This is a genomic window from Pseudarthrobacter sp. NPDC058329 (assembly GCF_042879835.1).
GTDB lineage: Bacteria > Actinomycetota > Actinomycetes > Actinomycetales > Micrococcaceae > Arthrobacter.
In genome coordinates this window covers 707,927-733,908 of the sequence record NZ_JBHVZR010000001.1, presented here as the reverse complement: position 1 = coordinate 733,908, position 25,982 = coordinate 707,927, and the positions used below count along the sequence as shown (strand labels likewise).

Genomic DNA, 25,982 nt, shown 5'->3' with positions numbered 1-25,982 from the left:
GCCGCGGCAATACGCAAAATGCTAGATCGGTGCCCGGCCACAGGCAAGGGCACCGTCTCAGCTCTCCAGCAGGAGCCTTTGGGCGCGGGGCGCGAGCATGTGCTCCAGGACCAGGGACGCCGCGCCGATGGCCCCCACGTCCTCGCCGACGCCGGTCCCCACCACCTCGATGGGGTGGATCAGCCGGGTGTCGCTGTTGGCTTCGAGCAGGGCCGGGATCTTCTCAAGGTAGCGTTCGGCGAGGCGGCTCCAGAACGGCCCGCCGAACACCACTCGCTCGACGTCCAGGGTGTTGGTCACCACGGACGCTGCGCGGGCCACCAGCACCGCGGACTTGTCGATGATGGCCAGGGCCTGTTCGTTTCCCTCATCGGCAAGGTCGCACAAGGCGGAGAAGCTCTGCTGGATTTCGGCCCCGCTGTTACCGGACCGGGAGGCGTCCAGGATGCCGGCGGCCTCGGCCTCAGCCACCAGCACCTGCGGGATGCACGATGACTTCACGCAGCCGCGGAGGCCGCAGTCGCACGGCGGCCCGTCCGGATCCACTACGATGTGGCCAATCTCGCCGGCGTTGCCGGAGGTGCCCCGGACCACCTCGTCGTTCAGCACGATCCCGCACCCGATGCCGGTGCCCATGTACATAAAAATGAAGCTGCCGGCTCCGCTCGGGCCGCCGGCCCAGGTTTCCGCCACTGCCGCGCTGGTGACGTCCTTGTCCATCAGGACGGAGTAGCCCGTGGCTTCGGTGAGCGCGTTGCGCAGTTCCACCCTGTCCCAGCCGGGAAGGAGCGGCGGGTCAACAACAGTGCCGTTGTCCAGGTCGATGGGGCCCGGAGCCGCCACGCCGATGCCGGCGATCTTGTCCCTGTCCACCCCGGAATCCGCCACGAGCTGGGCGATCTCTGCCGCGATGGTGCCAATCACGGCAGTGGGATCATTTCCGCCCGGTGTCTTGATCCGGGAGTGCTGCACCACCGCGCCCACGAGGTCCAGGACCACAAAGGTGGTCACGGCTGGGTCCAGGTGGACGCCCACGGCGAACATTCCGCCGGGATTGAGGCGGAGGATGGTGCGTGGTTTACCGGGCCCGCTGCCCTCCTTGCCTGCTTCGACAATGAGGTTCTGGTCCAGGAGGCGCCGGGAAATGTTGGAGATGGTCTGCGGCGAAAGGCCCACGATCTGGGCGAGCTCCACCCGGCTGAGTCCGCCGGCCGTCCTGCGGATGGCATCGAGGATCACCGTGAGGTTGAAGTCCCCCATCCGGGGCAGGTTGGTGCCGCGTCGGGGTGACGATTGGCGGATCTCACTCACGGCGTCCCCTTCGTCTCCGGCACATAGTTACTGATGTCTGAATCGTACGTTACGCGTGGTCGCAGACCCATAGGATCGGCCGACGGCGCGGCGCGGCCCTGGCCTCCCGTCGTTCCGGGCCGTGCCCGCTTCCCCAACCCGATCACCGCCGGCTCCGGCGGGTGCTGAGGGTTACCGTGAATTTGGGGTTCTGGCCCTTCACCACGGTGGGGCCAACGTGCCGCTCAAGCGCCGGCAAATAGGCGAGATGGCGGTTGTAGACGGTCCACAACTCACCGCCGGGGGCCAGCACCCGCCCGGCCGCTTCAATCAGTTTCAGGCCCGCCCCCGCATGGACGCCGGCGCCTACGTGGAAGGGCGGGTTCAGCAGAATCAGATCCGCGCTCCCGTCCGGCAGGGTGCCCATCGCGTCGTCCTGCAGGGCGCGGATCTGTCCCGCCAGGCCGTTCGCCTCTGCCGTTGCGAGGGCGGAGGCGACGGCGGCCGCAGACTGGTCGGTGGCGGTGACTTCAGCACCGGGATGCTGCCGGGCATACATCGCGGCAAGGATGCCCGTGCCGCAGCCCAGGTCGATGGTGTGCCGGGCCGGCCGCATGGCCGGCAGGAACGTCAGCAGGAACCGGGTGCCGATATCCAGCTTTGAACCGGCGAAGACGGCACCGTGGGCGGCGACGTCAAGATCGATTTCGGCCAGGTGCTCGACCACGGGAAAGCGTTCCGCGTCCCCGCTGCCCTGCGGGCCGGTGGCCACGATCACCCGGGACTTCTGCCGGGCGAGCTGGGGCGCGACTGACCTGAAGTGGCGTTCCAAAACCGCGTTCATGCCGAGGGACATGTGTTTCACCCTGCCACCTGCCAGGAGCACCGCGTCCGGGGAGGCGTACCGGGCCACCGCCGCAGCGATCTCGTCCAGCTCGGCGAGGGTCTTGGGCAACTGCAGCAGGACAGTCTCCGCGTCTTCCAGGAGTTCGCGTCCGAGGGGAAGCTGGACAAACGGCAGGTCACGTTCGGTGCCGTTTCCGAGCACCGCCGCGGCATTCAGCCGCAACGCCTGTTCGCCGGTGATGAGGTCCTGGTGCACGCGCACCGGGCCGGAGCTCAAGACCGCAAGCGCACCAAGGGTCAGGGCACCAAAACGGTCACCGATGACGGTCAGCCTGTTTCCGGCCGGCACATGCGCGGCTGCTGCATCAAGCAGCAGGCGGTCTGTGGCATCCCAGGCCTGCAGGTTGGGCGCTTCCACGTCCGGCCGCCGCCGGAGTACCGGAAGGACATCCTCAAGAGTCTGTAGTGCCACCTGGTTCCTGCCGCCTTGCCCGTTTGCTGTGTCTGATTGCCGTGCCCTAACAGCCATGGCCGGATTGTCCTGGCCCTGCCCGCCCGTCAGCCCCAATTTACCGTCCCGGCGGTGGGCCGGATCCCGGGGAGTTTCAGAATCGCCGCTACTGCGGCGCGGCCTGCCCGGTTGGCGCCGATGGTTGACGACGACGGCCCGTAGCCCACCAGGTGGACCCGGGGCTCGGTTGCCACCCGGGTTCCGTCCATCACGATTCCACCGCCCGGTCCCCGAAGGTGCAGCGGGGCGAGGTGCTCGAGTTCGGCCCGGAAGCCCGTGGCCCACAGGATGACGTCTGCTGCCAGGAAGCTCCCGTCGGCCAGCCGGACGCCGTCGGATTCGATTGAGGTGAACATCGGCTGCCGGATGAGGGCACCGCGTGCTGCCGCCGCACGCAGGGCGGGCGTCCAGATGAGCCCGGTCACCGACACCACGCTTTGCGGCGGCAGGCCCTGGCGGACCCGTTCCTCCACCAGTTCCACGGCGTCGTGGCCGGCCCGGGCATCGAATTCGGCGTCCCGCCACACCGGCTCCCGCCGGGTGAACCAGCTGGTGGAGGTGATCCGCGAGATTTCGTCCAGGAGCCCGACGGCGGAAATCCCGCCGCCCACCACAACCACATGCTTGCCGGCGAACTCGCCGGCCGAGACATAGTCGGCCACGTGGAGCTGCCTGCCCCGGAACGTCGTTTGCCCGGGATAGATGGGCCAGAACGGCCGGGTCCAGGTGCCGGTGGCATTGATGACCGCCGCCGCGCTCCAGTCACCGGCGGTGGTGCTGACGAGCAACCTGCCGTACGGATCCGTGTCTTCGCGCTTAACCGACGTGACCCTGACGGGCCGCTGGACGGACAACCCCAGTTCCTCTTCATACCCGCTGAAATAGCGCGTCAGGAACTCTGAGCTGGGTTCCCTGGGGTCCACGGCGGGCTTGGCGATGCCGGGGAGGTCGCTGATGCCGTTGACCGTGGCCATCCGGAGGCTTTTCCACCGATGCCGCCACGCGCCGCCCGGACCTTCCTCGGCGTCGAGCACCACGAAGTCCAGCCCCCGGCGCTGGAGGTGGTAAGCGGCGGAAAGCCCGGCCTGGCCCGCGCCAATGACAACAACGTCGGCGCGGGCAGAATTCACCCACCCATGATAGTCGCGCAGGGGGTGCCTCCCTTAGTCTTGGCCCAAGGACACAGGGAGGACTGCCATGACCGCCAGCAAAGGGAACGCCGCACGACTCGCAAAGGCCCTCGCCGTCGTGCTGGGCACCGAAGAAATCCCGCTCCGCCTGCGGGCGTGGGACGGCTCCGAGGCCGGACCGCACGGAGCGCCGCTGCTGGAGTTCCGTTCCCGGCGTGCCCTGCGTCGGATGCTATGGTCCCCGGGGCAGCTGGGCCTGAGCCGGGCGTACGTTTCCGGTGACATCGATGCCCCGGGTGACGTCTTTGCCGCCTTTACCGCGTTGAGCTCGGCCGGGAAGTTTGCGGAACCGGGGCCCTTTAAGCCGCTCACCCTGGGCGAACTCTGGATGCTGCTCCGGACTGCCGTGAGACTGGGGGCACTTGGCCCCAACCCTGCTCCTCCACCGGAGGAGGCACGAATCGCCCGCAAGGGCAGGCTTCACTCCCGGGGCCGGGATTCCGCCGCCATCTCCCACCATTACGACGTCGGCAATGACTTCTACGCGCTGGTCCTGGGTTCTTCAATGGTCTACTCCTGCGCTGTGTGGCCCGAGGAGGAGGACGGGCGGGCTCCCGCCGGCGACCGGCTGGCCCCGGGCCTGGATGCCGCCCAGGAGGCAAAGCTTGACTTGGTGTGCCGCAAGCTGGGGCTCAAGCCGGGGATGCGCGTGCTGGACGTTGGCTGCGGCTGGGGAAGCTTCGCCCTGCACGCTGCCGGACGGTACGGCGTTACGGTGGTTGGCGTAACTTTGTCGCAGGAGCAGGCCATCAGGGCACGCAAGAGGGCCGCCGACGCCGGCCTGACCGAAAGCATTGACATCCGTGTGCAGGACTACCGCGATGTCCAGGACGGGCCTTTCGACGCCATCAGCTCCATCGGGATGTCCGAGCATGTGGGCCGGGCGGAGATGCCCCGCTACACAGCGGCGTTGTTCAACCTGTTGCGCCCCGGCGGCCGGCTGCTGAACCACGCCATCTCCTGGAACGCAGGCCCTACCGCGCCGGACCCTGATTCCTTTATCCCCCGGTATGTTTTTCCCGACGGCGAGATGATCAGCCTGGGCGAGATGTCGTCCGCCCTGGAATCTGCGGGTTTTGAGATCCTGGACGTGGAAGCCCTGCGCCGGCACTACGCGCTTACCCTGCGGGCATGGGTCAGCCGGCTCGAGGAGCACTGGGACCAGGCGGCGAAGCTGACCAGCCTGGGACGGGCACGGGTGTGGCGGCTGTATATGGCCTCCAGTGCCTTGGGCTTTGAAAACGGGCTGACGGGCGTCAACCAGGTTCTTGTCCAGCGGCCCGGCGGAAACCAGCCTCCGCTGCGCCGGACGCAGTGGCTGTAGCGGCCCGGACCGGTATCTTGGCGGGAAAACAAAAGGAACCATCCGTTGGGATGGTTCCTTTTGTTTCCTCCTGGCGGAGGCCGACCGGTGGAGCTGAGGGGACTCGAACCCCTGACCCCCTGCATGCCATGCAGGTGCGCTACCAGCTGCGCCACAGCCCCGGACCTTGCTGCAGTGGGAGGATGTCCCGCCGAAGCAACCTGATCAGCTTAATGCACTTTCGTCCCGTGCGCCAATCGGCACCTTCCGAAAGGTGGACGCTCCATGCGCCCTTCGCCGGCCACGGTGGCACCGGCGGAAGCTGACAAAAAAATCCGCCGGAATCTGATGATTCCGGCGGATTGTCGGTGGAGCTGAGGGGACTCGAACCCCTGACCCCCTGCATGCCATGCAGGTGCGCTACCAGCTGCGCCACAGCCCCGAATTATTGCCGCTCGAAGAGCTTTTCTTTCGGGTTTCCCCGAAGCAACTCAAATATCTTAGAACAGCAATTCCGAAAATTCCAAATCGGGCATATTCGGCTTGTTTCGGCGCATTTACTCCGTGTCGGTGGAGGCAGCAGTCTTCGCCGACGCGTCGTCGCCCAGTTGGAGGTCCACCACGGGGCAGTCCTTCCACAGGCGCTCCAGCGCGTAGAAGACGCGGTCTTCCTCGTGCTGGACGTGGATAACGATGTCCGCGTAGTCGAGCAGGACCCAGCGGCCGCCTGAGCGCCCCTCGCGCCGGATCGGGCGCAGTTCCTGCTTGGCCAGTTCCTCTTCGATCCCATCAACGATGGCGTTGACCTGCCGCTCGCTGGGGGCGGAGGCAATGAGGAAAACGTCTGCCAGGGCGAGCCGCTCGCTCACGTCCAGGGCCACAATGTCCTGGGCAATCTTGTCCGCAGCTGCCTTGGCGGCAACGCGGGCTGTGGTGATGGATGAATCTGATGCAGTCACGGGACTCCTTGTTGGTTTAAAAAGCTTGTGGTGCCGGCGGTGCCGGCTAGCGGGACATTCCGCTGATGATCAGGAAGATGCCGGCGATGAGGGCCAGAATCCCGAAGGCCAGGACGCTGAACTGGAGGACGCGGTTGCGGGTGGCGCGGGCGAGCCCGGCCGTTGCGGCGTCCAGCGGATCGAGTCCATGGGCCTGCCGGGCAGGGACCCTGGGCAGGTCCTCGAAGATGTCCTCGGTGCGTTTCTCCGCCACCACTGCCGGCGCCAGGACAGCAGGCTTGGGGTGGACGGCAGCCTTGGCAGCAGCCTCAGCCCGGGCAATCACATCCGAACGGCCGGAGCCGGCGTCGGACTTGCCCGGCCGGTCACCGGCATCCGGGCGCCGCTTCCTGGTGCCGGCAGGCGAAACCTTTGCGCCGGGACGGGTGGTGACCGGAACGTGGCTGGTTGCCGGCGGCTTCATGACCGGCCGGTCCACGCCCGGCACCTGAACGAATTCCAGCGGCGTGACCATGGCTAGGTTGCTGGCGGTCGAGGGGGCCGGACGCTGCGCCGGAACGGGTGACGGCTTGGGCCCCTGTTGCTGCGCTGCAGGTTCTTTGGCGGAGGAAGGATCGGTGGCAGGCGCAGGGACGCCGGTCTGCTCGGCCAGCTTTTGCTTTGCCATGGCCCGCCGGTTCATCACGGCCGCGCGTTCCGCCAGGGCAATCTGTTCCGCCAGGATCTCCGGATCCACAGCTTCAGGATCCAGCGATGCGATGTGCTGCATCTTGGCGATCTGGTTCTTGGCCTGCTCGGCGATCAGGGACCGTGCCGCCAACGCCTGTTCGACGGTCATCCCACCAGGAACCGTGGAAGGTGTGCTGCCCGGCGAAGGTGCGCCGTTTAGAGCAGGCGCAGGGCTCGGGGAAGGCGAGCTGCTGACGCCCCGGCTATCCTGCTCCCCCGCTGCGATCTCCTGGACGGCCGGCGATGCCGGACCCTTTGCGGCCGGATCAACAGGACCGGCCGGGGCAACGATGGGGTTGGCAGCGGTAAGCGCCTGTTCCTTGAGTTGCTGCAGGCGGAGTTGGCGCCGCGTGGGTGCACCTCCTCCTGCCAGCTGGCCCTCTTTCTCCTCGAGTTCCTTGATGGTGCGCAGGGCTGCACGGTCACGCGCCCGGATCTGGGAGGAACGCTGGGTGTGCGTTTGTTCAGGAGCCGGCACCGCAGGGCCCGGTGCGGGGCGGTTTGCGGCGGGTTTCTTCGGGGCAGGCGAAAGCTGATCCGTAGCTGTGGACACGGATGGCTGTTGCGCATCCCTTGCCTTCCGGAGTTCCCGGCGGCTGCGGATGGGGGGCTGTTCCTGACTCATGGAGAACTCATTCAGTGCTGGCTGGTTCGCTTGCTTCGGAGGTTGGAGCATTGGCACCTGCCGGGGCGTCCAGGTACAGGCCGTACTTGGCGATGTACTGGACTACCCCGTCCGGCACGAGGTACCACACAGGATTGTTCGAGGCCACACGTGTACGGCAGTCCGTGGAAGAGATGGCCATGGCGGGCACCTCCAGCAGGCTGACATCCTTTCGGCCCATGCCGTCCAGCACGTGCCCCGGCCTGGTCACGCCGACAAAGTGGGCCAGTGACCACAACTCGTCGATGTCCTTCCAAGACAGGATCTGGGCCAGCGCATCGGCGCCGGTGATGAAGAAAAGATCCGCGTCCGGACGCTGGGCCCGGAGGTCACGCAGGGTATCAATGGTGTAGGTGGGCCCGGGACGGTCCACGTCCACCCTGCTGACCGTGAACCGCGGGTTGGAAGCCGTGGCGATAACGGTCATCAGGTAACGGTGTTCGGGCTCGCTGACCTGCTTGTGGGATTTCTGCCACGGCTGGCCGGTGGGAACAAAAACCACCTCGTCCAGGTCGAACTCGGCAGCCACCTCACTGGCAGCCACCAGGTGGCCGTGATGAATGGGATCAAACGTCCCGCCCATCACCCCCAGGCGCAGCCTGCCGTTGGCACCGTTGTGGTGAAGAACGCGGGAAATGTTAGTGGCCCTGCCCGTGATCGTGCTTGTTGGGGTGCTGGCGGTGCGGGTCCGCGTGCTCCTCGGTGGCAGCGTGCCGCTTGCCCAGGTTGGAGTAGGACAGCGTGATGAACATCATCACCAGCAGGATGGCGAAGATAACCACTCCGAAGACCCACGGCTCAGCCCACAGCGGGGCGAGTTCGTGCTCTTCGCCTTCGGCGATGGTCGTGGCAATCTGCTGGAACAGCATTTTCTCCCCTTGGGTTCAAACGATTGTGGCAGCGGAAAGCTCCGCCGTTTCTGACTTCTGGTCTATGTTACCGCGTTGCTACCCGCGGACCTGGCCCTCGCCCTGCACGATCCACTTGGTGGTGGTGAGTTCGGTCAGGCCCATCGGGCCCCGTGCGTGCAGCTTCTGGGTGGAAATCCCCACCTCGGCGCCCAGCCCAAGTTCGCCGCCGTCGGTGAACCTGGTGGACGCGTTGACGATGACAGCGGCGGAATCCACTTCGGCGATGAACCGCTCGGCGTTGGCGAGGTCATTGGTGAGGATCGCTTCGGTGTGTCCTGTTGACCAGGTGCGGATGTGCTTGACGGCCTCGTCCAGGCTGTCCACCATGGCAACTGCGAGGTCAAGGTCCATGTATTCGGTGCCCCAGTCCTCGTCAGTGGCCGGTTCGGCTTTGATCGCCGCGGGAAGGGACGCGCGGACACGCTCGTCAGCGTGCAACCGGACGCCGGCCTTGCTCAGGGCGGCGGCAACGGCCGGCAACACCGTTGAGCCGGAATGGACCAGCAGGGTCTCCACGGTGTTGCACACGCTGGGCCGCTGCGTCTTGGCATTAAGGAGGATCTCCACGGCCATTTCCTCGTTGGCGGATTCGTCAATGAAGATGTGCACGTTCCCCTCCCCCGTCTCAATGACCGGGACGGCGGAGTTGGTGACCACGGTTTGGATAAGCTCACGGCCGCCGCGGGGAATCAGGACATCCACCCTGCCGCGGGCGCGCATCAGGACGTTGGCGCCGGCGCGGCCGTACTGGTCCACGGTCTGGACGGCGTCGGCAGGCAGGCCAACGGATTCGAGTGCCTCCCGCAGGATGCGCACCAGGACTTCGTTGGTGGCCTCTGCCGCGCTGCCGCCGCGAAGGATGACGGCATTGCCGCTCTTGAGGGCCAGCCCGGCGATGTCCACCGTGACATTCGGGCGTGCCTCGTAGATGGCCGCCACCACACCCATGGGGACGTTAACCTGCCGCAGGCGAAGCCCGTTGGGGAGGGTTTGCCCGCGGACCACGTTGCCCACGGGGTCAGGCTGGCCTGCCAGGTTCTCCAGCGCGGCCACGAGGCCCGCGATCCGGGCTTCGGTGAGGGTGAGCCGGTCCAGCATGGCGGCAGAGGTGCCGTTGGCCTTCCCCGCCGCCACGTCTCTGGCGTTTGCGGACAGGATGGCCGAAGTGCTCCCCTGCAGGGCATCACCTACGGCGCGAAGGGCGCGGTCCTTCCAGGCCCGGTTGGCCATGGCCATCCGGCGCGCGGCGTGGCGGGAACGGTCTGCGATGGCGTGGACCGCCGCTTCGACGTCGCCTGACGACAGCGGGACCCCGGCCGGCACCGACGCTGCAGGTGACTCGACGGGCGGCACGCCGGCGTACGCAGCGGTGTCTCCGGAGTTTTCGGCGGTCTTGTGGGTCAGGGCCTCAGTCATGATCCAAGTTTAGGCGAGCCGGGAGCTCAAACCAGCACGAGGTCATCTACATGAACAACTTCACGGTCGTAGCCGCTGCCCAGCGCCTCACCGAGGTCCCTGGTGGACCTGCCCAGCATCTGGGGCAGTTCGGCTGACGAGTAGTTCACCAGGCCACGGGCCACCACGGTGCCGTCGGCACTGGCGATCTCGACGGCGTCGCCCGCTTCAAAGTCGCCATGCACAGCCGAGATCCCGGCAGGCAGCAGCGACGTGCGGTGATGGCGCACGGCCTTTACGGCGCCGTCGTCCAGGACCAGGCGGCCCTGCACGGAAGCAACGTGCGCCAGCCACAGCAGGCGGACCGGCTTGCGGGCGCCGTTGACGGTGAACCAGGTGCCAACATCCTCCCCGTTCAGCGCCGCGGCGGCGTTGGGGGTGGATGTGACCAGCGCGTGGATGCCCGAGCCGGCGGCCATGGTTGCCGCTTCTACCTTTGTGAGCATCCCGCCGGTTCCCACACCGGCTTTGCCGGTCTTGCCGATGGACACCCCTTCCAGGTCCTGGGGGCCTGCAACGAGGGGAATCCGCTTCGCGCCGAGCGACGGCGGGCCGTCGAACAGGGAGTCGACGTCGGACAGCAGCACCAGCGCGTCCGCCCGGACCAGGTGTGCCACCAGGGCTGCGAGGCGGTCGTTGTCGCCGAACCGGATTTCATGCGTGGCCACGGTGTCGTTCTCGTTGACTACCGGAACGACGCCAAGGTTGAGCAGCCGGTCCAGGGCCCGGAATGCATTGGTGTGCTGGCTCCGCCGCATCAGGTCCTCGGCGGTAAGCAGGACCTGGCTGACCGTCACGCCGTGAGCACCGAACGCCTGGGTGTAGCGGGCCATCAGCAGACCCTGCCCAACACTCGCGGCAGCCTGCTGGGTGGCCAGGTCGCGCGGGCGTTTGGCGAGCCCCAGCGGAGCGAGGCCCGCGGCGATGGCGCCGGAGGACACCAGGATGATTTCGGTTCCCGTGTTGCGCTTGGCGGCCAGGGCGTCTGCCAGGGCCGTCAGCGACTCCTCGGAAATGCCGCCTTTGATGCTTGTCAGGGACGACGAACCCACCTTGACCACAACTCGGCCGGCGTTGGCGAGGACGCTCCGGTCCACGGACCGGGTGAGCGGTTCCGCGGCTGCAGCCCTAAAACTCATCGCCTGCGTCCAGTCCACTCTCCTTGAGGGGCTTGGCCACCCGGCGGCTGCTCACGGACTCGGTCCAGATGCCGGCCTTGCGTTCGGCTTCCAGCTCGGCGCGGGCGGCGGCCCTGGCATCCTTGCGTTCCTGCTGCTCTTCGCGCTTCTGGCCGCGGGTGGGGCGGTCGCCGAGATCGGCGAAGCGGATGTCCGTGCCGCGCGGTGCGGCGAGGAGTTCCGCACCTGCCATCATGGTGGGCTCCCAGTCGAAGACGACGCCGTCATCCCCGCCGATCACCACGGTGTCGCCGGGCTTGGCGCCCTGCTTGAAGAGTTCCGTCTCGACACCGAGCTTGGCCAGGCGGTCGGCGAGGTAGCCGATGGCTTCCTCGTTGGTGAAGTCCGTCTGCTTGACCCAGCGCACGGGCTTTTCGCCGAGGACGCGGAACAGCGGCTCGAGGCCCTTCTCCTCGCGGCGGATCGTGAAGCCGGATTCGTTGACTGCACGGGGCCGCAGCACGGCGGGCTGGACCTTGGGAGGCGCGGCTGCCACGGCATCGCGGGCTGCTTTGACGATGCCGGCCATGGCAAAGCCGAGCTGGCGAAGGCCCTCGTGGCTGGTGGCGGAGATTTCGAACACCTGGTAGCCGCGGGATTCCAGTTCCGGGCGGACGAACTCGGCCATGTCCTTGCCGTCGGGCAGGTCCACCTTGTTCAACGCCACCAGGCGGGGGCGGTGGTTGAGCGGAACAACTTCGCCGTCCTGCCCGGCGTAGCTCATGTCCACGGCGTACTTTTCAAGTTCCGCCTCAATGATCGCGAGGTCGGCCAGGGGGTCGCGGTCCGATTCAAGGGTTCCGCAGTCAAGGACGTGGACCAGCGCGGCGCAGCGCTCCACGTGGCGCAGGAAGTGGTGGCCGAGGCCCCTGCCCTCGCTGGCGCCTTCGATGAGGCCCGGGACGTCGGCGATGGTGAAGCGGACGTCGCCGGCCTGGACCACCCCGAGGTTGGGAATAAGCGTGGTGAAGGGGTAGTCGGCGATCTTGGGCCGGGCCGCGGACATGGCGGCGATAAGGCTTGATTTGCCGGCGGACGGGAAGCCCACCAGGGCGATGTCGGCGATCGACTTGAGTTCCAGCACGATGTCGCTGGATTCGCCCTCGATGCCGAGCAGGGCGAACCCGGGAGCGCGGCGTTTCTGCGACGAGAGCGCAGCGTTGCCGAGGCCGCCGATGCCGCCTGCCGCGGCCACGTACTCGGCGCCTTCTCCGACGAGGTCCGCCAGGACGGTGCCGTCCTTGGACTTGACCACGGTGCCGTCCGGGACGGGAAGGATGAGCGTTTCGCCGTTCTTGCCCCCGCGCCAGTCGCCCATGCCCGGGCCGCCGTTGGTGGCGTGGCGGTGGGGTGCGTGGTGGTAGTCGAGGAGGGTGGTGGTCTGGTGGTCCACGCGAAGGATGACGTCGCCGCCGTTGCCGCCGTTGCCGCCGTCGGGCCCGCCCAGCGGCTTGAACTTCTCGCGGTGGACGGAGACGCATCCGTGGCCGCCGGTACCGCCGGATACGTGCAGTACTACCCGGTCTACAAAGCTGGCCACGTGGATCTCCTCAGTGCTGTTTCCTGGACGCCGCGGGGCGCCAAGACGATTGTAATGCGGTTAAAAGAACAGTGGAGCGGACCATCTGGCCCGCTCCACCGCTTCAGAACTTTTTGTTACTCTGCAGCTGCAGCAGCAACGATGTTGACGACGCGACGACCGCGGCGGGTGCCGAATTCAACGGCTCCCGGGGTCAGTGCGAACAGGGTGTCGTCGCCGCCACGGCCAACGCCGGCGCCCGGGTGGAAGTGGGTGCCACGCTGGCGGACGATGATCTCGCCTGCGGAAACAACCTGGCCGCCAAAGCGCTTGACGCCGAGGTACTGAGCGTTGGAATCACGACCGTTGCGAGTGGAGCTCGCGCCCTTTTTATGTGCCATTTGAAATGCCTGCCTCTAAATTCTGGGGATCTGCTGAAAAACCTGAACAGTAACGAAGGTTACTGGATACCAGTGATCTTGACCTTGGTCAGTTCCTGGCGGTGACCCTGGCGCTTCTTGTAACCGGTCTTGTTCTTGAACTTCTGGATCACAATCTTCGGACCACGGAGGTCGTTCAGGATCTCAGCAGTAACAGTTACCTTGGCCAGGTCAGCAGCGGCGGTGGTGATCTTGTCACCATCGACCAGGAGCAGTGCGGGCAGCTGAATGGTGCTGCCAGCTCCACCGGCGACGCGGTTCAGGGTAACGAAGTCTCCAACGGAAACCTTCTCTTGGCGGCCGCCTGCGCGGACAATCGCGTACACCACTTGGGAACTCACTTCTCTCGACGTTTATTACTAAATTTGCGTGCGGAACCGGCCAATAAAAGCCTGGTTTCTCGCTGTGCCTCAACGCCGTGGGGTCATAACCCAAGTGTTGGCGTAAGCACCGAAGATCTAGAATACGCTAATTTTGTCTTCGGCCGCAAATGAGGCTGGTTCCGGCGGGTTCACTGTGATAGGTACCACAGCTCAACTCCGGCGTCCGCACCGTGCCCCACCATAGTACCGGTTGCGCCGCCTTTGCATGGTCAGGAGTGGATGCGCGGCGCGTCGAAGAAGTCCACTTCGAGGCGGCAGGACTGCTTGAACGCCGTCAACATGGCGGCCCGGTCCGCGGCGGAAGCCTTGCGGCCCGCTTCATCCACTATGGCAATAGCCCTGCGGGTGGCGGCTGCGAATTCTTCGTCTGCATAGGTGCGCAGCCAGTCCGCGTAAGGGTGTGTTGAGGGCTCACCGGCGGCAACGAACTGGGCGTGGAGCGTGGCCCCCACCTCCGCGTAGAGCCAGAAGCAGGGCAGCACGGCCGCCGCCAGGACCGCGTAACTGCCCGACGCCGATGCCGCCGTCAGGTGGTCCACGTAGGACTTGGTCACGGGGCCCAGCCGGGGCTGGACCGTCCGCGTGCTCAGCCAGGAACGGTGGAGTTCTGACTCGACCTCCAGGCACTGCCCGGCAGAAGCAGCCCAGAAGAGCTGCTCGGCCTCGGTAGGCGCCAGCGCACTCGCCCTGGCCAGAACCCGGGAATAGCCGTTGAGGTAGATGGCGTCCTGGGCGAGGTAGTACCCGAATTCCTGCTCCTGGAGGCTGCCCGAGGCCAGGTTGCGGATGAAGTCCAGGGCATAGATGTCGTCCAGGTCCGGCTGCGCCTCAGCCCACAGTTGTGCGGCGAAGCTGCCTTCGGAGGGCAGCGGCTGCAGGTGGTGGAAGTGGTGCACCGGTCCGTTGCCGGTTCCCACCTCCAGTTTTTCGGATGCCTCCAGGGCCCCGGCCAGCCAGGGTTTGACTTCCCGGAGTGACGCCTCCCAGTCCCCCAGCCGCGCGTGGGCGGTTGCCATGGCAGAGGACAGTGAACAGCCGGTGCCGTGGCTGTTCCGCGTTGCCAGCCGGTCCCCCGACACCACCACCACTTCGCCGGTCAGCAGGCCAGCGGTGTTAACGAGCGCATCGGGGCACTCGTTGCCAGCCAGGTGGCCGCCCTTGACCAGCACTGTTGTACCGGTCGCAGTGGCAAGGGCGCGGCCTTGTGCCAGCGCACCGTCCCAGCTGTCCTGCAGTTCCCCGCCAACCAGCATGGCGAGCTCCGCCAGGTTCGGGGTGATGAGGTGTGCCAGCGGCAGGAGCCCGCGCAGTGCCGCTTCCGCGGACTCCTGCAGGAGCCGGTCCCCGCTGGTGGCAACCATCACCGGGTCCAGGACCACGACGGCGGGACGCACCTTCCGGAGCCACGCACCCACCGCCTCGATGACCTCGGCGTTGCCCAGCATCCCGATTTTGACGGCGTCGATGCCGATGTCGTCACTGATGGCATCCAGCTGTTCACCCAGGAACGCTGCGGGGGGCACGTGCACGGACCTGACGCCGCGCGTGTTCTGGGCGGTCAGGGCAGTGACGGCAGCCATTCCGTAGCCCCCAAGGGCGGCGATGCTTTTCAGGTCGGCCTGGATGCCGGCGCCGCCGGAAGGATCGGAACCGGCAATGGAAAGGACCCGCGGTATGGGCCGGCCTGGCGTTGTTGGTGCCGTAGTGAAGGTTGCCGTGGTGGCAGTGGGCATTACAAGAGTCGTAGACAAAGAGACATCCCTTCGCCGGTGCTAGCCGGACAGGTTCAACGGGTGTGAATCTCAGCCGGCCCTCTGCGCGGCACCCCGTGTCGGTTCCCCAGCCTAGCTTTTTTCCCAGGCGGGGACCGAAGGTGACACTTTGCGACCAGCCACCCTGCCTTTGGGTTGCCCTGCCCGGTTGGGGGCCCGCACGGCCCTTGGATCCCGTGGCGTTAACGCGCGATGCCCGGCCAGCCACTGCTGTGGCTGGCCGGGCATCCGTACTTGCGGCCCCTAGAGTTCCGAGGCCGGAACCCCGACGCCGAGGATGATGGGCGCCTCTGCCGGCTTAGCGGCCGGTTTTGCAGCGCCCGCCTCTCCCGCGGCGCCTGCCGGCTCCGGGGCCTTGGCCTCGTGGGTATGCCCTGTGCTGGCTGCCGCCACACTCTCGTGGTGCTGCACGGTGGTTTCGTTGGCAGCTCCCTGGGCGCGGCTGGCACTGCGGTGGCGCCGCGGCCGGCGCTGCCGGGATTGCTCCAGTGTGTGGTCGGTGTAGTCCTTTTCCGGTGCTGCAGCAGCGGCCGCAACGGCAGGCACCTGCGCGGGCTGCACCGCTTCCACGGGCTCTGCAGGATTCTGCTCCGGTTCTGCCTGCTCCAGCCGGATTTCAGCGGGCGCCGGCTGGCCGAGGTGGGCGAAGGCTTCAGCGAGCCGGTCCAGGGTCAGGGCCGGCTTCTGCTGCTGCTCTTCTGCATGCTCAACGAACGGCAACACCACCTTCTCCCCACCGAAGGTGAGTACGGCAGCCGGGCGCGCCTCGTCGTCGCGTTTTACAGCCTCCGCTGCAGGGGCCGCCTGGTCAGCGGCCGCCTGCCTGGCTGCCGCCACTTCGTCGTCGTGCAGGTGCGCTGCGTGCGCGGCGGCGGCGATGTTGGCAAGGGCCAGCCGGGTGGCCTCAGCCTTGGCGTGCCTCTCAGCGTCCGAGGGGTCGGGCTGGACGGTGTGGACGTGGACGGCAGCCGCCGGGGCAACCTCAGGCTGCTGGCCCCCGCGGCCGCGCCGGCGCTTGCGGTCCGGGCGGGCGCCGGGCTGGCTGCTGTCGATGCGCTGGGCGTCGGCGCGGTGGCCTTCGCTGCGGGCTTCGGGCCGGCTGTCGGACCGCTGGACGTGGTGCTCGGCGGCTACGATGTTGGCCCGCCGGTGCTCCACGGGGTCGTCGTGGGTGACAACGCCGCGGCCGGCGCACGTTTCACACTGCTCGCCGAATACTTCCAGGAGCCCGGTGCCCATCCGCTTACGCGTCATCTGGACCAGGCCGAGTGACGTCACTTCGGCCACCTGGTGCTTAGTGCGGTCACGGCCCAGGCATTCCACCATGCGGCGGAGAACGAGGTCGCGGTTGGATTCGAGGACCATGTCGATGAAGTCGATGACGATGATGCCGCCGATGTCCCGGAGACGGAGCTGGCGGACCACTTCCTCCGCAGCCTCGAGGTTGTTCTTGGTCACGGTCTCTTCGAGGTTGCCGCCGCTGCCGGTGAACTTGCCGGTGTTGACGTCCACCACGGTCATGGCTTCGGTGCGGTCGATCACCAGCGAACCGCCGGACGGCAGGAAGACCTTCCGCTCCAGGGCCTTGTGGATCTGCTCGTCGATGCGCCAGGCAGCGAAGATGTCCTGGTCCTTGGTCCACTTCTCAAGGCGGCCCACCAGGTCCGGCGCCACGTAGGTGACGTAGGCCTCGATGGTGTCCCAGGCTTCCTCACCGGAGACGATCAGCTTGGAGAAGTCCTCGTTGAAGACGTCGCGGACCACCTTGATGGTGAGGTCCGGTTCGCCGTAGAGCAGCTCAGGGGCGAGGATCTTGGTGGACTTCGACTGGCTCTCGATGCCCTCCCACTGGGCCCGCAGCCGGTTGATGTCGTGCGTCAGCTCTTCCTCGGAAGCGCCCTCGGCGGCGGTGCGGACGATGACGCCTGCCTGCTCCGGGAGGCGGTCCTTGAGGATGCGCTTGAGGCGGTTGCGTTCGACGTCGGGCAGCTTGCGGGAGATGCCGGTCATGGAGCCGCCGGGCACAAACACCAGGTAGCGGCCGGGCAGTGAGATCTGGCTGGTCAGGCGGGCGCCCTTGTGGCCCACGGGGTCCTTGGTCACCTGGACCAGGACGGTATCACCGGACTTGAGGGCGTTTTCGATGCGGCGCTGCTTGCCCTCAAGGTTGACGGCTTCCCAGTTCACTTCACCGGCGTACAGGACGGCGTTGCGGCCGCGTCCGATGTCCACGAACGCCGCTTCCATCGAGGGCAGCACATTCTGGACCTTGCCCAGGTACACGTTGCCAATCAGGGAGTCCTGCTGCGTTTTTGACACAAAGTGCTCGGCCAGGACACCGTCTTCGAGGACGGCGATCTGGATTCTGTCGTCGCGCTGGCGAACAATCATCTGCCGGTCAACAGACTCACGGCGGGCCAGGAACTCGGCCTCGGTGATGACCGTGCGGCGGCGGCCAGTGTCACGGGACTCGCGCCGGCGCTGCTTCTTCGCCTCCAGGCGGGTGGATCCCTTAACGCTGGTGACGCGGTTGCTCACGGCCGGCTCGCTCACGGCGCGCGGCGCACGGACGCGGGTGACCGTGTTGGGCGGATCGTCGTCTCCCCCGCCCGTCAGTTCAAGGTCCTGGTCGCCACGGCGGCGGCGGCGGCGACGGCGGGACGTTACGCCCTCTTCGAGCTGACCGGCGGAGTCCTCGTCGGCGTCGTCCGAAGCGTCTTCGCCGGCACCTTCGCTGCCCTCAAGGTCGGCGTCCGCTTCACGCTCGCCGGTACGGCTGCGTCCCCGGCGGCCCCGGCCCCGGCGCCTCCGGCGTCCGTTGGCGTCCTCAGCATCGCTCTCTTCGGCGTCGTCCTCTCCTGCTTCTTCCACAGCGGCGGGCACCGGACGCACCACGGTGCTCAGGTCAGGCGCCTGGAACAGCACGGAGGTGGGGGAAGCAGGTTCCATAAACAGGGAGCCGAAGGGGCTGGCAGGAGCCGCGGGCGCCTGCTCCTCCGGAGTTGCTGCCTGCGGCGCTTCAGCCTGGGGGACAGCCACTGCGGGGGCTTTTTCTTCGGCGGCTTCTTCTGCTGGTGCCTCTGCCGTTGCAGGCTGGGCAGCTGCTTCTGCAGGCACGGCAGCTTCGGTTTCAGGCGCTGCCGGAACATCGGCTGCCTGGACATCGGCCGGCTCGGCACCGGTCGGTGCAGGTACGGCTTCGGCTTCGGCAGCGGGTGCGGGTGCGGAGGTCTTCCGGGTGGCAACCCGGCGGCGACGGACAGGCTTCGTTTCAGCCGCCCCGGCGGCCGGCTCCCCCGCTGGAAGCTCTCCGGCGGAAAGCGCAGGCGCATCGGCACCTGCGGCGGCATCAGGGGTTGCGCCGGCAGCGGCCTGGACGCCGGCCGCTGCTTCAGGTTCTGCATCTTCCGCGAACGCCGGAAGGGGTTCAGCGGTTTCGGCTTTTTTCCGGGCGCGCGTCCGGCGGACGGGAGCTTTGGCCTCCGGCGCAGCGGATTCCGCCGCATCCGCTCCCGCAGCGGGAGCATCGACGCCGGCGGGGGTACTCCCTGCCGAACCGGCTTCCGGGAGGCCAACTTCCGGGATCAGGGCCTCGGCCTTGGGCGTGGCCTTCCGGCGCGTCCTCGTGGTCTTCTTGGGGGCAGCGCCGGCCTCGGTGGCCGCTGCTTCGTCGTTAACGGCTGAAACTTGTTCATTATCCATATGTGGCAACACTCCTGCCCCTGACGTACCGCCACATCCGGCACCCATTGGGGCACATATTGTCAAAACCCGCAGGCGTTGACAGAAGTCAAGTGGATACCCCCAGGTTCGCACCGGCAGTGGGGTGCGGCAGCCCGTGGGGGCCGGTGGGATGTTCTGAAACCCGTTGTTCTACATGCCACAACCAGGTGCCGCTCAATGGAGTCGCGGGAGACTGCGCCGGTGAGACCGATGCCTGCCCTGCTCGTCATTGGCGGTCTTGGGAACAAGCCACCGGACCGGAGTCCGAATGTGGATCGGCTTCCAGCCAAGTTCATTCTCTCATACCCGGACTAAATCACGGTGGAGGCGGCGCCAAATCCGCTGGCTTTTCCCGCTCCCCTGGATGGTCCTTCCAGCCTGCGGCGTTACAATCAGGCAAGGAGCACCGGATGAAAAGGACGCCATACCAATGCCCAGCATCTCCCCCCTCAGCGGCACCCCTGCCCAGGAACGGAGCCTGAACCAGGACAGCCTCCCGGCCGGCAGGACAACAGGCGCGGTTCCGGCGATAACCCGGAACCGGCCCTTCGGCTGGCTGCTGGTGGCCACGGGGATCATCGGCTGGCTGGCCTCGGGAACACTGGTCCTGGAAAAGCTGGCTGTGCTGCAGGACCCCAACCACACCACCGTGTGCGATGTGAATCCCTGGATCTCCTGCGGCCAGGTGATGCTGACGTGGCAGAGTTCGCTGTTTGGTTTCCCCAACATGTTCATCGGCATCGTGGCGTTCGCCGTCATCATCACGGTGGGCATGGGACTACTGGCCGGGGCAACCTTTGCCCGCTGGTTCTGGGCGGGCCTGCAGGCCGGCGTCACGCTCGGTTTCATCTTTGTGGTGTGGCTGTGGTCCCAGGCCCTCTACGACATCCACGTCCTCTGCCCGTTCTGTATGATCGTCTGGGCAGCCATGATTCCCCTCTTCGTCTGGGTAACCATCCGGAACATCACGGCCGGGGTGATTCCGGTGCCGGCGAACGCAGCCCGCATCCTGGGCGACTCCGGCTGGATCATCACCGCGCTGCTCTACGTGGCCGTTATCGCCACCATCTTCTTTGCTTTCATCCAGGTTTTCGCCGGAACGTCGGGCTTCTGAAGCTGACGGCAAATTGCGCAGGATGACAGATAAGGCCGATGTTCGCGAAGAACATCGGCCTTATCTGTTATCCCGGGCGGTTTACGCCTGGAACCAGATCTTGATCTCCCGCTCGGCGGAGTCTGTGGAGTCGGAGCCGTGGACCAGGTTCTGCTGGACCTTCAGGCCCCAGTCGCGGCCGAAGTCGCCGCGGATGGTGCCGGGGACTGCCGTGGTGGGATCCGTGGTACCGGCCAGGGAGCGGAAGCCTTCGATGACGCGGTGGCCTTCGAAGATGGCTGCCACAACGGGGCCGGAAAGCATGAACTCGACCAGCGGCTCGTAGAAGGGCTTGCCGACGTGCTCCTCGTAGTGCTGCTCCAGCAGCTTCCGGGACGCGTCCACCTTCTTCAGCTCGGCCAGGCTGTAGCCCTTGGCTTCGATCCGCGCCAGGATGGCCCCGGTGAGGTTGCGGGCGACGCCGTCGGGCTTGATCAGGACGAGGGTGCGCTCAGTAGTCACAACTGCTCCAATGCATTGGTAAGGGGTTTCGGGGACAAGTCTACGGGGACTTCGTCTCAGGCAATGGGGGCTGCTGGCCTGGCCCGGCGGACTCCTCCGGATGGGCGGCTTCCCAGGCGGCCTGTTCGCGGGCACGCTCGCCGGCTTCCCGGTCCAGCCGGATTCCGGTGCGGATCCCGTACCACCAGGCCAGTGCGAACAGCGCGCCCACCAGGAACATGGCGGGCTCGAAGATGCCGGTAAGGATCAAGACCAGCTGCAGGACCCAGCCCAGTCCCATGCCCCAGGGTTTGGTGAGGAAAGCACAGGCAACGATCATCACAACGCTCAGGGCGATGCCGACGCCGAGGATCGCCGCCGGCGGGAACTCACCGCGGCGCAGCCCGAACACCGCCAGGGTGGCGAAGAACATCACAAAGGCTTCCAGGAGCAGCACCGTGGACGCAAACATCACCTTGGTGGAGCGCCGCTTCTTCGGCATCCCCGGCCGCCATTCGCGCTGTGCTTTGGTGAGGCGGGCCATCACGCCTCCGTCTTTCCGAGCAGGATCCGGGCTTCTGCCACCAGGGTGATCGAGCCGGTGACCAGCACGCCGCCGGAAAGGTCGTCGTTTGCCTCAGCCCGTTCCACGGCCCATTCCAGGGCGTCGTCGAGCTTTTCCTCGACGTGCACGTTGTCCTCGCCGAAGCCGAGGTCGATGGCGAGCTCGGCGAGTTCAGCCGCAGGGACGGCACGCGGGGAATTGGACTGGGTAAAGCAGTACTCCTCAGCCATGCCACCCAGGGATTCCTTGAGCTGGCGAAGGATCTCCTCGGCGTCCTTTTCCTTCAGGATTCCCACCACCGGGACAAGCCGGGTGAAGGTGAAGGCTTCATGGAGGGCTGCCGCCGAGACCTTGACGCCGTCGGGGTTGTGGGCCGCGTCCACCACAATGGTGGGCGCCGTGCGCACTACCTCAAGCCGGCCCGGCGACGTGACCGCGGCGAAGCCCTCCTGCAGGACATCGAAACCGAGTTCCTTTTCGCCGCCGAAGAATGCTTCGAGGGCTGCCACGGCCACGGCTGCATTCTGCGCCTGGTGGGCACCGTGAAGCGGCACCAGCAGGTCCGGGTAGCGGCCCGCGATGCCTTGGATGGTGACCATCTGGCCGCCAACAGCCACCGTCCGGGACTCGACGCCGAACTCCACGCCCTCGAATTTGAAGGGCACACCGACGTCCTTGGCCTTCTCCAGCAGGACCTGGGCCGCGTCAAGCGGCTGGGCAGCGCTCACGAGGCAGCCGCCGGGCTTGATGATGCCGGCCTTTTCGTAGGCGATGTCCTCCGTGGTGTCACCGAGCAGGTCCGTGTGGTCCAGGGAGATGGGCGTGATCACGGAAACCTGCCCGTCCCCCACGTTGGTGGCGTCCGTAATGCCGCCGAGGCCCACTTCGATGACCGCCACGTTGACGGGCTGGTCGGCGAAGACCGCAAAGCCCAGGATGGTGAGGCATTCGAAGTACGTCAGGCGCGGCTGCCCGTCGGCCTCCAGCTCAGAGTCCACAATCTGCAGGTAAGGGCGGATTTCGTCCCAGATCCGGACGAAGGTCTCGTCCGGAACGGGATGCCCGTCGATGCTGATCCGTTCGGTGACTTTGGTCAGGTGCGGGCTGGTGTAACGGCCGGTGCTCAGGCCGTGGGCGCGCAGGACCGATTCGATCATGCGGGCCGTGGAGGTCTTGCCATTGGTCCCGGTCACATGGATGATCGGGAACGCCTTGTTCGGCTCCCCCAGCACGTCCATCGCCCGGAAGAGCGGGGCGAGCCGCGGCTCCATCTTGTTTTCCGGCGCCCGGCCCAGCAGTTCTGCGTAGACGCTCTCTACGGAAAATTCGTCAGTCATGGATCAGGCCTCTACTTTTTCGACGGCGACAACCGGTTCTGCAATATCCGCGGGTACGGCCGTGAGGTCCACGGTAAGGGTCTCGCCCTTGACCAGGTCCGCGTTGGCCAGCAGGGCGTCGACCACGTTCTGCCGGGCACTCACGGAGGTCCGGATCCGGTCGCTGACGTTCAGCCCGGCGTCCTTGCGTGCCTGCTGGATGGCGCGGACCATGTCGCGCGCCAGGCCTTCGGCCTCAAGTTCCGGGGTGACCTCGGTGTTGAGGACCACGAAGCCCCCGCCCGGCAGCACCGCTACCGAGGCGCTGCCGCCCTCGGACTCAGCCACCACCGTCTCCAGCGTGTACTCCTGCGGTTCCAGCTGCAGGCCGCCTGAAACGACGACGCCGGCGTCGTCAACGGACCAGTCACCGGACTTGGAGCCTTTGATGGCCAGCTGCACGTTTTTGCCCAGGCGCGGGCCGGCGGCCCGTGCGTTGACCACCAGCTTCTGCTGGATCCCGAACTCCTCCGGGGAGGCGGTGACTGCGTCCAGCAGTCGGACCGAGCGGAGGTTGAGTTCGTCCGCGACGACGGCGGCGAACCCGCCCAGCGCGTCGGCGCCGGGTGCCACCACCGTCAGTTCCTGCAGGGGCAGGCGGACACGGAGGTTCGCGGCCTTGCGGAGCGAGGACCCGGTGGAGCAGATTTGCTGGACCTTGTCCATGGCTTCCACCAGCTCCGGGTTGGCCGGGAACAGGCCGGCATCCGGCCAGTCGGCCAGGTGCACGGAGCGGCCGCCGGTGAGGCCGCGCCAGATCTCCTCGGAGACCAGCGGCAGCAGGGACGCCGCCACGCGCGAGACGGTTTCCAGGGCGGTGTACAGGGCGTCGAAGGCGTCCTGGTCCTCGTCGAAGAACCGCTGGCGGCTCCGGCGGACGTACCAGTTGGTGAGCATGTCCAGGTAGCTGCGGAGTTCATCGCACGCGCCGGAGATGTCGTAGGTGTCCAGCTGCACCGTCATGTTCCGGACCAGTTCGCCGGTGTTGGCCAGCAGGTACCGGTCAAGTGTGTCGGCGTAGCCGTCGTACCGGAGCTTGGCGTCGTACCCTGCTCCGCCGGAAGCGGCGTTCGTGTACAGCGTGAAGAAGCTGTAAACGTTCCACAGCGGCAGGATGACCTGGCGGACGCCGTCGCGGATTCCCTGCTCGGTGACCACCAGGTTGCCGCCGCGAAGGATGGGGCTGGACATCAGGAACCAGCGCATGGCGTCGGAGCCGTCGCGGTCCAGCACCTCGGAGACGTCCGGGTAGTTCCGCAGGCTCTTGGACATCTTCTGCCCGTCCGAGCCCAGCACGATGCCGTGGCTGATGACGTTGCGGAAGGCCGGCCGGTCGAACAGCGCGGTGGAGAGGATGTGCAGCATGTAGAACCAGCCGCGGGTCTGCCCGATGTACTCCACGATGAAGTCGGCCGGGTTGTGGGTATCGAACCAGGCTTCGTTCTGGAAGGGATAGTGAACCTGGCCGTAGGGCATGGAGCCGGAATCGAACCAGACGTCCAGCACGTCCTCCACGCGGCGCATCACCGACTGGCCCTCTTCGGGGGTACGCGGATCGTCCGGGTTGGGCCGGGTCAGTTCGTCGATGAACGGGCGGTGCAGGTCAACCTGGCCGTCCTTGTTCAGCGGGAGGCGCCCGAAGTCCGCTTCGATCTCGGCGAGCGAGCCGTAGACGTCGGTGCGGGGGTATTCGGGGTCGCTGGACTGCCAGACGGGGATGGGGCTGCCCCAGTAGCGGTTGCGGCTGATGGACCAGTCGCGGGCGTTGGCCAGCCACTTGCCGAACTGCCCGTCCTTGACATTGCCGGGGATCCAGTTGATCTCCTGGTTCAGTTCGGACATCCGGTCTTTGAACTTGGTGACCTCCACGTACCAGGAGGAAACGGCCCGGTAGATCAGCGGGTTGCGGCAGCGCCAGCAGTGCGGGTAGCTGTGCTCGTAGCTGGCCTGGCGGACCAGGCGGCCCTGGGCACGGAGGACCTGCGTGATGGGCTTGTTGGCCTCGAAGACCTGCAGGCCAACGATGTCGTGCAGGTCGCCGTGCTTGAACAGCGGGAGGAACTTCGCGCCTTCGTCAACGGAGAGGATCACCGGGATGCCGGCTTCCTCGCAGACCTTCTGGTCATCCTCGCCGTAGGCAGGGGCCTGGTGCACGATGCCGGTGCCGTCGGTGGTGGTGACATAGTCAGCCACGAGGAACCGCCAGGCGTTCTCCATGCCGTATTTTTCGTTGTCGCTGAAGTCCTGCCACAGCGGCTGGTAGGCCAGGCCCTCCAGTTCGGCGCCCGTGTGGGTGGACACGACGGCGGCTTCTGCTGCCTCGAAGTCGTCGTAACCCAGGTCCTTGGCGTAGCTGGCCAGCAGGTCCGCGGCGAGCAGGAAGCTGCCGCCCACGGGTGCGTCCGCGGCGGCAGCCTTGATGCCGTTGGGCCCCGCGGGCAGCACGGCGTAGGTGATGGAAGGCCCGACGGCGAGCGCGGCGTTGGTGGGGAGCGTCCAGGGCGTGGTGGTCCAGGCGAGGGCCTGCACGCCGTCGAGCTGCCGGGACAGTTCGGACTCTCCGGCGGTGATGGGGAAGGTCACCGTTACGGTCTGGTCCTGGCGGTTCTTGTAGACGTCGTCGTCCATGCGCAGCTCATGGTTGGACAGCGGCGTCTCGTCTTTCCAGCAGTACGGCAGCACGCGGTAGCCGTTGTAGGTCAGACCCTTTTCGTGAAGCTGCTTGAACGCCCAGAGGACGGACTCCATGTATTCGACGTTGAGGGTCTTGTAGTCGTTGTCGAAGTCCACCCACCGTGCCTGGCGGGTGACGTAGTTCCGCCACTCGTCGGCGTACTTCATCACGGAGGCTCGGCAGGCGTCGTTGAACTTGTCGATGCCCATGGCTTCGATCTGGGTCTTGTCCGTCATGCCCAACTGCTTCATGGCTTCAAGCTCTGCCGGCAGGCCGTGGGTGTCCCAGCCGAAGCGGCGCTCCACGCGCTTTCCGCGTTGGGTCTGGTAGCGGCCCACCAGGTCCTTGGCGTACCCGGTCAGCAGGTGGCCGTAGTGCGGCAGGCCGTTGGCGAACGGCGGGCCGTCGTAGAAGACGAACTCGTTGCTCCCGGGTTCACCGCCGGGGGCATCGGCGCTGCGCTGGTCGATGCTGGCCTGGAAGGTGCCGTCCTGGTCCCAGTACTTGAGGATGCGCTCTTCGACTTCCGGGAACTTCACGGAAGCGGAAACGCCGGGCGTGCCGCTGGTGGAGGCTGAGGCCTTGGGGTAATACGTCATTCTCGACATCCTGGGTTGAGCTTGGCGAACTGCCGGCCTGGGCCTTCAGTTCCGTTCAGGATGCGAGGACGGTTGCCGTGTTGTCCGCCGGGACTCCACGCTCACCGCGGTACCACCTCACTTACCGGCGCTGCCAGTTCCCGGGGGAACGGGCCTGCTCCGGCCTCTCATTACTGCTGTGACGGGCTTACCCGTCCGGTTCTACTGACGCTCCCCGCCTGGCAGGCTGTTTGCGCGTTCTTCCGGAAGCTCGCCGGTGATAGCCGGGTCGTAGCCGGTTTCGAGTCTACTATTTCCGCGG

Annotated in this window: 20 protein-coding genes, 2 tRNA genes and 1 riboswitch; of the genes, 2 read left to right on the top strand and 20 right to left on the bottom strand. The window is 66.6% G+C overall.

Features of this window, described 5'->3' with window-relative positions:
• Positions 1-57 precede the first annotated feature (57 nt).
• The 3 genes from ACFVYC_RS03485 to ACFVYC_RS03475 all read right to left on the bottom strand — a co-directional run bounded on the left by ACFVYC_RS03485 (position 58) and on the right by ACFVYC_RS03475 (position 3,777).
• Positions 58-1,260 carry an ROK family transcriptional regulator gene (locus ACFVYC_RS03485; protein ID WP_387547129.1) on the bottom strand — a complete coding sequence of 401 codons (1,203 nt, stop codon included), beginning with the start codon at positions 1,258-1,260 and terminating at the stop codon, positions 58-60.
• Between the two features lie 193 nt (positions 1,261-1,453).
• The gene (locus ACFVYC_RS03480; RefSeq protein ID WP_387546581.1) at positions 1,454-2,608 is read right to left on the bottom strand and encodes a class I SAM-dependent methyltransferase; all 1,155 of its coding nucleotides are present in this window, start codon (positions 2,606-2,608) and stop codon (positions 1,454-1,456) included.
• A gap of 86 nt (positions 2,609-2,694) precedes the next feature.
• A complete protein-coding gene (locus ACFVYC_RS03475) occupies positions 2,695-3,777 on the bottom strand; it encodes an FAD-dependent oxidoreductase (protein ID WP_387546579.1) in 1,083 nt (360 codons plus the stop codon).
• 67 nt (positions 3,778-3,844) lie between these two features.
• Between ACFVYC_RS03475 and ACFVYC_RS03470 the strand changes: the two genes are divergently transcribed.
• Positions 3,845-5,161 carry a class I SAM-dependent methyltransferase gene (locus ACFVYC_RS03470; protein WP_387546576.1) on the top strand — a complete coding sequence of 439 codons (1,317 nt, stop codon included), beginning with the start codon at positions 3,845-3,847 and terminating at the stop codon, positions 5,159-5,161.
• Positions 5,162-5,249: 88 nt separating this feature from the next.
• Here ACFVYC_RS03470 and ACFVYC_RS03465 read toward each other — a convergent pair.
• The 13 genes from ACFVYC_RS03465 to ACFVYC_RS03405 form a co-directional block, all read right to left on the bottom strand.
• Positions 5,250-5,322, bottom strand: a tRNA-Ala gene (locus ACFVYC_RS03465).
• Between the two features lie 187 nt (positions 5,323-5,509).
• Positions 5,510-5,582, bottom strand: a tRNA-Ala gene (locus ACFVYC_RS03460).
• A gap of 115 nt (positions 5,583-5,697) precedes the next feature.
• Complete coding sequence (gene rsfS, locus ACFVYC_RS03455; protein ID WP_387546573.1) at positions 5,698-6,099, bottom strand: ribosome silencing factor; 402 nt, start codon at positions 6,097-6,099, stop codon at positions 5,698-5,700.
• Between the two features lie 46 nt (positions 6,100-6,145).
• Positions 6,146-7,453 carry a hypothetical protein gene (locus tag ACFVYC_RS03450; protein ID WP_387546570.1) on the bottom strand — a complete coding sequence of 436 codons (1,308 nt, stop codon included), beginning with the start codon at positions 7,451-7,453 and terminating at the stop codon, positions 6,146-6,148.
• Between the two features lie 7 nt (positions 7,454-7,460).
• Positions 7,461-8,129 carry a nicotinate-nucleotide adenylyltransferase gene (gene nadD, locus ACFVYC_RS03445; RefSeq protein ID WP_387547126.1) on the bottom strand — a complete coding sequence of 223 codons (669 nt, stop codon included), beginning with the start codon at positions 8,127-8,129 and terminating at the stop codon, positions 7,461-7,463.
• 1 nt (position 8,130) lies between these two features.
• Complete coding sequence (locus ACFVYC_RS03440) at positions 8,131-8,361, bottom strand: hypothetical protein (RefSeq protein ID WP_163164071.1); 231 nt, start codon at positions 8,359-8,361, stop codon at positions 8,131-8,133.
• Between the two features lie 78 nt (positions 8,362-8,439).
• The gene (locus tag ACFVYC_RS03435) at positions 8,440-9,819 is read right to left on the bottom strand and encodes a glutamate-5-semialdehyde dehydrogenase (protein WP_387546567.1); all 1,380 of its coding nucleotides are present in this window, start codon (positions 9,817-9,819) and stop codon (positions 8,440-8,442) included.
• Positions 9,820-9,845: 26 nt separating this feature from the next.
• Entirely contained in the window at positions 9,846-10,997 is a 1,152-nt protein-coding gene (gene proB / locus ACFVYC_RS03430) for a glutamate 5-kinase (protein WP_387546564.1), read from the bottom strand.
• Positions 10,987-12,576, bottom strand: a complete 1,590-nt coding sequence (gene obgE / locus ACFVYC_RS03425) for a GTPase ObgE (protein ID WP_387546562.1) — start codon at positions 12,574-12,576, stop codon at positions 10,987-10,989. Before obgE ends, proB begins: the two co-directional genes overlap by 11 nt.
• A 116-nt stretch (positions 12,577-12,692) precedes the next feature.
• Positions 12,693-12,956, bottom strand: coding sequence for a 50S ribosomal protein L27 (gene rpmA / locus ACFVYC_RS03420; RefSeq protein WP_009372867.1), 264 nt, complete (start codon positions 12,954-12,956; stop codon positions 12,693-12,695).
• 59 nt (positions 12,957-13,015) lie between these two features.
• Complete coding sequence (gene rplU / locus ACFVYC_RS03415; protein WP_091422877.1) at positions 13,016-13,324, bottom strand: 50S ribosomal protein L21; 309 nt, start codon at positions 13,322-13,324, stop codon at positions 13,016-13,018.
• 263 nt (positions 13,325-13,587) lie between these two features.
• Positions 13,588-15,111 carry a bifunctional hydroxymethylpyrimidine kinase/phosphomethylpyrimidine kinase gene (gene thiD / locus ACFVYC_RS03410; RefSeq protein ID WP_387546559.1) on the bottom strand — a complete coding sequence of 508 codons (1,524 nt, stop codon included), beginning with the start codon at positions 15,109-15,111 and terminating at the stop codon, positions 13,588-13,590.
• A gap of 8 nt (positions 15,112-15,119) precedes the next feature.
• Positions 15,120-15,217, bottom strand: a riboswitch (TPP riboswitch).
• A gap of 176 nt (positions 15,218-15,393) precedes the next feature.
• Complete coding sequence (locus ACFVYC_RS03405) at positions 15,394-18,852, bottom strand: Rne/Rng family ribonuclease (protein ID WP_387546556.1); 3,459 nt, start codon at positions 18,850-18,852, stop codon at positions 15,394-15,396.
• Positions 18,853-19,303: 451 nt separating this feature from the next.
• On the opposite strand from ACFVYC_RS03405, the gene ACFVYC_RS03400 reads away from it, so the two are divergent.
• On the top strand, positions 19,304-19,987 hold the full coding sequence (locus ACFVYC_RS03400) for a vitamin K epoxide reductase family protein (RefSeq protein ID WP_387546553.1): 684 nt from the start codon (positions 19,304-19,306) through the stop codon (positions 19,985-19,987).
• Between the two features lie 81 nt (positions 19,988-20,068).
• On the opposite strand, the gene ndk is transcribed toward ACFVYC_RS03400, so the two are convergent.
• Genes ndk through ileS form a run of 4 tightly spaced genes read right to left on the bottom strand, consistent with a single transcriptional unit; the run spans position 20,069 to position 25,681 of the window.
• Positions 20,069-20,488, bottom strand: coding sequence for a nucleoside-diphosphate kinase (gene ndk, locus ACFVYC_RS03395; RefSeq protein ID WP_387546551.1), 420 nt, complete (start codon positions 20,486-20,488; stop codon positions 20,069-20,071).
• Positions 20,489-20,528: 40 nt separating this feature from the next.
• Entirely contained in the window at positions 20,529-21,011 is a 483-nt protein-coding gene (locus ACFVYC_RS03390; RefSeq protein WP_387546548.1) for a DUF4233 domain-containing protein, read from the bottom strand.
• Entirely contained in the window at positions 21,011-22,369 is a 1,359-nt protein-coding gene (locus tag ACFVYC_RS03385) for a bifunctional folylpolyglutamate synthase/dihydrofolate synthase (protein ID WP_387546545.1), read from the bottom strand. Before ACFVYC_RS03385 ends, ACFVYC_RS03390 begins: the two co-directional genes overlap by 1 nt.
• Before the next feature lie 3 nt (positions 22,370-22,372).
• The gene (gene ileS / locus ACFVYC_RS03380; RefSeq protein WP_387546542.1) at positions 22,373-25,681 is read right to left on the bottom strand and encodes an isoleucine--tRNA ligase; all 3,309 of its coding nucleotides are present in this window, start codon (positions 25,679-25,681) and stop codon (positions 22,373-22,375) included.
• Positions 25,682-25,982 lie beyond the last annotated feature (301 nt).